The sequence below is a fragment of the Pseudomonas sp. NPDC086278 genome (assembly GCF_050280905.1).
Taxonomy (GTDB): Bacteria; Pseudomonadota; Gammaproteobacteria; order Pseudomonadales; family Pseudomonadaceae; genus Aquipseudomonas.
On the sequence record NZ_JBNNWE010000151.1, the window covers coordinates 1 to 7,963 of the forward strand.

At 58.3% G+C, this 7,963-nt stretch carries 8 protein-coding genes and 1 pseudogene; 6 read left to right on the forward strand and 3 right to left on the reverse strand.

All coding sequences use genetic code 11. From position 1 onward, the window contains the following. Positions 1 to 93: 93 nt before the first annotated feature. Positions 94 to 180, reverse strand: a pseudogene (locus ACQKP4_RS27580) (flagellar biosynthesis anti-sigma factor FlgM); the annotation flags it as partial. A gap of 168 nt (positions 181 to 348) precedes the next feature. After that, positions 349 to 1,110 carry a flagellar basal body P-ring formation chaperone FlgA gene (gene flgA, locus ACQKP4_RS27585; RefSeq protein ID WP_427637182.1) on the reverse strand — a complete coding sequence of 254 codons (762 nt, stop codon included), beginning with the start codon at positions 1,108 to 1,110 and terminating at the stop codon, positions 349 to 351. Between the two features lie 81 nt (positions 1,111 to 1,191). Between flgA and ACQKP4_RS27590 the strand changes: the two genes are divergently transcribed. The 6 genes from ACQKP4_RS27590 (at position 1,192) to flgE (ending at position 6,320) form a co-directional block, all read left to right on the forward strand. Continuing rightward, a complete protein-coding gene (locus tag ACQKP4_RS27590) occupies positions 1,192 to 2,124 on the forward strand; it encodes a chemotaxis protein CheV (RefSeq protein WP_427637177.1) in 933 nt (310 codons plus the stop codon). A 46-nt stretch (positions 2,125 to 2,170) separates the two neighbouring features. After that, positions 2,171 to 2,998 carry a protein-glutamate O-methyltransferase CheR gene (gene cheR, locus ACQKP4_RS27595; RefSeq protein WP_010457158.1) on the forward strand — a complete coding sequence of 276 codons (828 nt, stop codon included), beginning with the start codon at positions 2,171 to 2,173 and terminating at the stop codon, positions 2,996 to 2,998. A gap of 405 nt (positions 2,999 to 3,403) precedes the next feature. Further along, on the forward strand, positions 3,404 to 3,811 hold the full coding sequence (gene flgB / locus ACQKP4_RS27600; protein WP_427637178.1) for a flagellar basal body rod protein FlgB: 408 nt from the start codon (positions 3,404 to 3,406) through the stop codon (positions 3,809 to 3,811). 3 nt (positions 3,812 to 3,814) lie between these two features. After that, the gene (gene flgC, locus ACQKP4_RS27605) at positions 3,815 to 4,258 is read left to right on the forward strand and encodes a flagellar basal body rod protein FlgC (protein WP_123432836.1); all 444 of its coding nucleotides are present in this window, start codon (positions 3,815 to 3,817) and stop codon (positions 4,256 to 4,258) included. Between the two features lie 15 nt (positions 4,259 to 4,273). Then, complete coding sequence (gene flgD, locus ACQKP4_RS27610) at positions 4,274 to 4,975, forward strand: flagellar hook assembly protein FlgD (RefSeq protein WP_427637179.1); 702 nt, start codon at positions 4,274 to 4,276, stop codon at positions 4,973 to 4,975. Positions 4,976 to 5,006: 31 nt separating this feature from the next. Beyond that, positions 5,007 to 6,320 carry a flagellar hook protein FlgE gene (flgE, locus tag ACQKP4_RS27615; protein ID WP_427637181.1) on the forward strand — a complete coding sequence of 438 codons (1,314 nt, stop codon included), beginning with the start codon at positions 5,007 to 5,009 and terminating at the stop codon, positions 6,318 to 6,320. A 292-nt stretch (positions 6,321 to 6,612) separates the two neighbouring features. On the opposite strand, the gene ACQKP4_RS27620 is transcribed toward flgE, so the two are convergent. Continuing rightward, positions 6,613 to 7,944 (reverse strand): ribonucleoside-diphosphate reductase subunit alpha, encoded by a 1,332-nt coding sequence (locus ACQKP4_RS27620; protein ID WP_427637183.1) that lies wholly within the window; start codon positions 7,942 to 7,944, stop codon positions 6,613 to 6,615. Positions 7,945 to 7,963 lie beyond the last annotated feature (19 nt).

A 7,963-nucleotide genomic window follows, 5' to 3' on the forward strand; every position in this document is an offset into this window, starting at 1 on the left:
TGCCGCGTCGATGGGCGACGGCATCCGTCCGTCCATCATTGAAGCGTCCGCACACCTGGGCATCGAATGGGTGCTGAACGCCTCGGTCGCTCCGGCTTCGGCAGTTTCCTTCGCGGTGCTGGTACGCGTACTACCGGTAAGTGACGAGGAACTGTTCAAACGGCTGAAATCGATGACCATGATAAAAAACCTCTGGGTATTTGGACGCTTGCCATGTTTTCGGCTATCCCCGTAAAAACTTTAGGCCCATTTATCAAAATGAGCTTGCATGCGCCAGCGCTGGTCCTGCCTGCGGCACAGTTTAGGGAACAGCCAGGCGGCGCGCCATAGCTTCACGGTCAGAGAACTCTACATGGCCACTTCCACCTGGCCCGGCGCAGTGACTTGCGCCTTGATGACCCGCATGGAGTTGAGGTTTTTCACACGAATCTGTTCTCTCAGGCCGCCATTGGACAGGGCTTCACCCGGCATGCGTACGCTGAGCGTACCACTGCGCGCGGTTATCACCACTTGATCGCCTTTGGTGATGACTTCTGCCTGTTCCACATGAACCTGGGTCAGCACCTGATCGGTGACCGTTGGTCGGGTAAGTTTCTGTCCGACAGCCTGGTCAAGGGCGGTGAAATACCCCTGGCTGATCAGGCTGACGTCGCGCTCGCGCATCATCACATCGCCGGGTTCGATAATGCCCGCGCGTTTGAGAGCGCGAGTGGTGGTGACAACCTCGCGAAACAGGCGCACTTGAGCGGGTACGAACACGGTCCAGGGGGACGCGCCCTCACAGCGGACCTTGACCGTAACCCGCCCGATTGGGGTCGCCGGACTCTCCAGTGTGGCTGTCAATTCCTTGTCGCACATGGGCATGCGCAGGCGTGGATCGAGCTGGTTGACCTGAATTTCGTAGCGCCCTTCGGTTTGACTGGTGGCCAAATAGTCTTCTACGGTGAACTCAAGAAAGCCTTGAGTGACGCCGATAAGCATGTCAGGCAAGGTAACCGAGTCAGCAAGGGCAGGGCTGCCAGCGTTGAACAGGCAAACGGCCGATATCGCACACAGCCATTGGCGGGCGTGAGATGTCAGGCGTCGGAAAAATGTCGGTTCTGTGTTCATAAGAGTTAAAAAGCAAGCGCCGTGCCGTTTAGCAATGAATGTGCGTCGCAACACACTTAACGTTGGTGTAGGAGTCTGTGCATGGCTGGTGTAATGGATGCGGTAAACCAGCGCACGCAACTGGTGGGGCAGAATCGCCTTGAGCTGTTGTTGTTCCGTCTCGACGGCCAGCAGCTGTATGGGATCAACGTGTTCAAGGTCCGTGAGGTGCTGCAATGCCCCAAGCTGACACTGATGCCCAAGTCCAGTCCTGTCGTGTGCGGTGTGGCTAATATCCGGGGGGCGACCATTCCGATTCTTGATCTGGCAATGGCGACCGGCTCCGGTGCCCTTAAAGATCAAAGCAATCCGTTCGTGATCATCACGGAGTACAACACCAAGACCCAAGGTTTCCTGGTGCGCTCGGTGGAGCGCATCGTCAACATGAACTGGGAAGAAATTCACCCGCCGCCCAAGGGCACCGGACGCGATCATTACCTCACGGCTGTGACTCGCGTGGACAATCAGTTAGTCGAAATCATCGACGTCGAAAAAGTGCTGGCGGAAGTGGCGCCGACACCGGAAGCGATTTCGGTGGGCGTGGTCGATGACGAAACCCAGCACAAGGCGCTGTCCCTGCGCGTGCTGACGGTCGATGACTCGTCGGTGGCGCGCAAGCAGGTGACCCGTTGCCTGCAAACGGTCGGGGTCGAAGTGGTGGCGTTGAACGACGGTCGGCAAGCGCTGGATTACCTGCGCAAACTGGTCGAAGAGGGGAAAAAGCCTGAAGAAGAGTTCCTGATGATGATTTCCGACATCGAGATGCCGGAAATGGACGGATACACCCTGACGGCGGAAATCCGCAACGACCCGCGCATGCAAAAGCTCCACATCATCCTGCATACTTCGTTGTCCGGTGTGTTCAATCAGGCGATGGTCAAGAAAGTCGGTGCCGATGACTTCCTGGCAAAATTCCGTCCTGATGACCTGGCATCCCGGGTGGTCGACCGGATCAAAGCAGCAGATATCAGCTAGGGGCCTTCTGCCCTTGGTGGTTAACACGATTTAAGAGGCGGCATCTTTGTCTACAGGTAATTTGGATTTCGAACAGTTCCGGGTCTTCCTGGAAAAAGCCTGTGGCATTTTGCTCGGTGAAAACAAGCAGTACCTGGTCTCGAGCCGTCTCAACAAACTGATGGAACAGCAGGGCATCAAATCCCTGGGTGAGCTGGTTCAGCGCATCCAGACCCAGCCGCGCAGCGGTTTGCGCGAGATGGTGGTGGACGCCATGACCACCAACGAAACCCTGTGGTTTCGTGACACCTATCCTTTTGAAGTCTTGAAGAACAAGGTCCTGCCCGAGGCGATCAAGGCCGCCCCCGGCCAGCGTCTGCGGATCTGGTCGGCGGCGTGTTCGTCCGGGCAGGAACCGTATTCGCTGTCGATGTCGATCGATGAATTCGAGCGGGTCAACATGGGCCAGTTGAAGATGGGCGCGCAGATTGTGGCGACCGATCTGTCGGGCACCATGCTGACCAACTGCAAGACCGGCGAGTACGACAGCCTGGCGATTGGCCGTGGTCTGTCGCCCGAGCGCCTGCAGCGATACTTCGACCCGAAAGGGCCGGGACGCTGGGCAATCAAGGCGCCGATCAAGAGTCGTGTGGAGTTTCGATCGTTCAACCTGCTGGACAGCTACGCCGCCTTGGGCAAGTTCGACATCGTGTTCTGCCGCAACGTGCTGATCTACTTCTCCGCCGAGGTGAAGAAAGACATCCTGTTGCGCATTCACAGCACGCTGAAGCCGGGCGGTTATCTGTTCCTCGGCGCGTCTGAAGCGCTGAACGGTTTGCCGGACCATTACCAGATGGTCCAGTGCAGCCCGGGGATTATCTACCAGGCGAAGTGATTGGTTGGCGTCATCCAAAAAACGGGAGTCCTCAGGGGCTCCCGTTTTTTTATGCCTGTCAGTCTCCCTGGCATCACCCAGATCCAATGTGAGAGCAAACCCTGTGGTGAGGGGGCTTGCCCCCGTTCGGCTGCGAAGCAGTCGTAAATGCGATTTAACGTTGAAATGCCGGGGCCGCTTCCCGACCCAACGGGGGCAAGCCCCCCTCACCACAGGGGCGGCGGTGTTCTTGTGAGCGTGCGAAAGCGGCAGAAAAGCGGCAGCCAGCGGAAGACGGTTGCCGCTTTTCTGGCATTGCCGCTTTGCCACTGCCCGCAAAGCCCCGGTTTTCGGGCTTTTTTGAATTGGCACGCGGCTTGCTATGTCTCTGTTACGAAAAATCAGGTCACCCGAAGGTTTCCCGACATGAGCATCAGCTTCGATAAAGCGCTCGGTATCCACGAACAAGCCCTGGGCTTCCGCGCTCAACGTGCCGAAGTCCTGGCCAATAACATCGCTAACGCCGATACCCCGAACTACAAGGCTCGGGATCTGGACTTCTCGAAAGTGCTCGCCGAGCAGAACGAGAAAACCAAGAACGGTACTTTTGCCTTGAACATGACCAACAGCCGTCATATCGAAGCCGAAGGCCTGGGCAATGGCGACGAGTCGCTGCTGTATCGCACGCCGATGCAACCGTCGATCGACCAGAACACCGTGGACGCTCAACTGGAACAGTCGAACTACGCGGAAAACGCCGTCGGCTTTCAGGCCAGCTTCACCCTGCTCAACAGCAAATTCAAAGGGCTGGTGTCAGCCCTGCGCGGAGAGTAATTCATGTCTCTATCCAGTGTTTTCAACATTGCCGGTAGCGGCATGAGTGCGCAAACCACTCGCTTGAACACCGTGGCCTCGAACATCGCCAACGCCGAAACCGTCTCGTCGAGCATCGACCAGACCTATCGCGCCCGTCACCCGGTATTCGCCACCATGTTCCAGGGCGGCCAGAACGGCGGCAGCGATTCGCTGTTCCAGAGCCAGGACGCCGCCGGTCAAGGCGTACAAGTGCTGGGCGTGGTCGAAGACCAGAGCAACCTCGAAGCGCGCTACGAGCCGAACCATCCGGCGGCCGACGCCAAGGGCTACGTCTACTACCCGAACGTCAACGTCGTTGAAGAAATGGCCGACATGATTTCCGCGAGCCGTTCGTTCCAGACCAACGCCGAAATGATGAACACCGCCAAAACCATGATGCAGAAGGTCCTGACCCTCGGTCAGTGATAAGGGGCGACTAAGATGAGTATTATCAATGACGTCCTGGCCAATTCCTCGGTCAAGACCCCGACTACCGGCAACGACGGCCTGGGCGCGGCCACTGAGGGGGCCACCGGCAAAAAAGAGCTAGGCAAAGATGCCTTTCTGCAATTGCTGGTCACCCAGCTGAAAAACCAGAACCCGCTGGAGCCGCAAGATAACGGCGCCTTCGTGGCCCAACTGGCACAGTTCAGTAGCCTGGAAGGCATTACCACGCTGAACGATACCGTCAGCGCCATTGCCGGCAATTACAACTCGTCGCAAGCGCTGCAAGCGTCGTCGCTGGTGGGCCGCTCGGTCATCGCGCAGACCGACACTGCAGTGGTCGACACCTCGAAGAGCTTCAACGGCACCGCCGTCGTACCTGCTTCGGTGGATCCGGTGACCGTCAAGATCACCGACTCCGACGGCAAAGTGATTCGCACCCTCAACCTGGGCAGCCAGCCAGCCGGCAACGCCAGTTTCGTCTGGGACGGCAAGACCGACGCGGGCGACGTGGCCAAGCCCGGCACTTACAAGTTCGCCGCCACTGCTACTTATGACAGTCAGGCGACCTCGCTGGTGACCTACCTGCCGGCAACCGTCAACAGCGTGACCATCAGCCAGACCGGCGGTGAGTTGATGCTGAACCTGGCAGGCCTGGGCAGTGTTGCCCTGTCCAAAGTACAAACCATTGGTATATAGAGCCGACTAACACGGCACAAAGGAGTGGAATATGTCTTTCAATATCGGCCTTAGCGGTCTCTATGCAGCCAACAAACAACTGGACGTGACCGGCAACAACATCGCCAACGTCGCGACCACCGGTTTCAAATCGTCCCGTGCAGAATTCGAAGACGTGTACTCGGCCACTCGCCTGGGTACCGGCAGCAAGACCGTCGGTAACGGCGTGCGTCTGGCCAACGTTTCCCAGCAGTTCGGCCAGGGCGACGTGAACAACACCGGCAACGTGTTGGACATGGGCATCCAGGGCAACGGTTTCTTCATCATGAGCGACAACGGTTCGCTGAGTTACACCCGTGCCGGCGCGTTCAAGACTGACGCTCAAAACTACGTGGTCGACAACAACGGCAACCGCTTGCAGGGTTACGGCGTTGACGCCAACGGCAAGATCATCAACGGCGTGCTGACCGACCTGAAGATTGACACCTCGAGCCTGGCGCCACATGCGACCACCCGTGTCGACCAGACGATGAACCTGAACTCCTCGGACCCGCTGCCGACCGTGACGCCGTTCAACGTCAAAGACACCAACAGCTACAACAAAACCATCTCTACCCCGGTGTACGACACCCAGGGTAACCAGCACACGATGGACCAGTACTACGTAAAAAATACCGCGTCCAACTCCTGGACGGTCTACACCTACATGGACGGCCGTAGCCCAACCGATCCAGTCGGCAGCCCAACGCCGATTACTGCCAACATCACCTTCAACCCTGATGGCACCATCAATACCCTGACGGCCGGTGCTGGCTGGACGAAAAACGGCACCACCCTGACCATGACCGGCTGGAAGCCAGGCGTGGTGGTTGATGCCAACGCCAACCCGCCAACCTGGGCCTTGAACGGTTCGGACTCAGCTGTTGGCGGTATTGCGTTCGACATGACCAAAACCACCTCTTACGCGTCGCCAACTGCCCGTACCGCGCAGTACCAGGACGGCTACGCCACTGGCCAGATCGCCAGCCTGACCATCGACGAAAGCGGTGTCATGACCGCCAACTTCAGCAACCAGCAAACCAAGGCCATCGGCCAGGTAGCGATTGCCAGCTTCGCCAACGAACAAGGCCTGCAGCCAATCGGCGGCACCGCCTGGAAAGAGACCTTCGCGTCGGGCGTGCCGGGTGTCGATGCACCGAAAACCGGTACCTTGGGCGCAGTCGTGTCCAACTCCCTGGAAGAGTCCAACGTCAACCTGACCAATGAACTGGTTGATTTGATCAAGGCGCAGAGCAACTACCAGGCGAACGCCAAGACCATCTCCACCCAGAGCACCATCATGCAGACCATCATTCAGATGACTTGATGCTGGTTAGCGCTGCATAAAAAGGCCCCTCGGAAGAGGGGCTTTTTTGTGCCCGGGATTTATGTCAGCCAGTAGGTTTTGGGAGCTAGTGCTGGCCTCTTCGCGAGCAAGCCCGCTCCCACATGGGACCAGGTTGGCTCGCCAAGTATGCATTCAACTGTGGGAGCGGGCTTGCTCGCGAAGAGGCCAGCACAGTCGCCACTTTACTTGAGGCAAAAGAAAACCCCCGACCAATCCAGAGGACTGATCGGGGGTTTCTAAGTAGGCGCCTCGCAGCGCCTACCCGCTCAGCTTATTGGCAAGCTTCGCAATCCGGCTCGTCGATGGCGCAAGCCTTCGGCACTGGAGCAGGACCGGCAGGAGCTGCCAGGACCGAATCGTCACCGTGGTTGCCGCCGCTGGAAACAGCGTTCAGCTTGCCGGTGTTGATGGTCGACTTCTCGGTGCTGGTCGCGGCCAGGGCACGGAGGTAGTAAGTGGTTTTCAGGCCACGGTACCAAGCCATGCGGTAGGTCACGTCGAGCTTCTTGCCCGATGCGCCGGCGATGTACAGGTTCAGCGATTGAGCCTGGTCGATCCATTTCTGACGACGGCTGGCCGCGTCAACGATCCACTTGGTGTCCACTTCGAAGGCCGTCGCGTAGAGCTCTTTGAGTTCTTGCGGGATGCGCTCGATCTGCTGCACCGAACCGTCGTAGTACTTCAGGTCGTTGATCATGACCGAGTCCCACAGGCCGCGAGCCTTGAGGTCACGAACCAGGTACGGGTTGATCACGGTGAATTCGCCCGACAGGTTCGATTTCACGTAGAGGTTCTGGTAGGTCGGTTCGATCGACTGCGACACGCCAGTGATGTTGGCGATGGTTGCGGTCGGCGCGATGGCCATGATGTTGGAGTTACGAATACCTTTCTGAACGCGGGCACGAACCGGTGCCCAGTCCAGGGATTCGTTCAGGTCAACGTCGATGTACTTCTGGCCACGTTGCTCGATCAGGATCTGTTGCGAATCCAGCGGCAGAATGCCTTTGGACCACAGCGAACCCTGGAACGTCTCGTAGGCGCCGCGCTCGTCGGCCAGGTCGCAGGAGGCCTGGATCGCGTAGTAGCTGACCGCTTCCATCGACTTGTCGGCGAACTCGACGGCCGCGTCGGAACCGTAAGGGATGTGCTGCAGGTACAAAGCGTCCTGGAAGCCCATGATGCCCAGGCCGACCGGACGGTGCTTGAAGTTGGAGTTCTTCGCTTGCGGCACCGAGTAGTAGTTGATGTCGATCACGTTATCGAGCATGCGAACGGCGGTGTTCACGGTGCGTTCCAGCTTGGCGGTATCCAGCTTGCCGTTGACGATGTGGTTCGGCAGGTTGATCGAGCCCAGGTTGCAAACGGCGATTTCGTCCTTGTTGGTGTTCAAGGTGATTTCGGTGCACAGGTTCGAGCTGTGGACCACGCCGACGTGCTGCTGCGGGCTGCGCAGGTTGCACGGGTCTTTGAAGGTCAGCCATGGGTGGCCGGTTTCAAACAGCATGGACAGCATTTTGCGCCACAGGTCTTTGGCCTGGATGGCCCCTCCAAAATCCGTGTTACAGGTGTTACGCGTGTAACGACCTCCGCCAAACGCCGGAATTCATTGACTCTCACGCCTG

Coding starts and splice junctions, on each gene's coding strand:
- flgA (WP_427637182.1), bottom strand. CDS start 1,110: ATGAACACAGAACCGACATTTTTCCGACGCCTGACATCTCACGCCCGC.
- ACQKP4_RS27590 (WP_427637177.1), top strand. CDS start 1,192: ATGGCTGGTGTAATGGATGCGGTAAACCAGCGCACGCAACTGGTGGGG.
- flgB (WP_427637178.1), top strand. CDS start 3,404: ATGAGCATCAGCTTCGATAAAGCGCTCGGTATCCACGAACAAGCCCTG.
- flgC (WP_123432836.1), top strand. CDS start 3,815: ATGTCTCTATCCAGTGTTTTCAACATTGCCGGTAGCGGCATGAGTGCG.
- flgD (WP_427637179.1), top strand. CDS start 4,274: ATGAGTATTATCAATGACGTCCTGGCCAATTCCTCGGTCAAGACCCCG.
- flgE (WP_427637181.1), top strand. CDS start 5,007: ATGTCTTTCAATATCGGCCTTAGCGGTCTCTATGCAGCCAACAAACAA.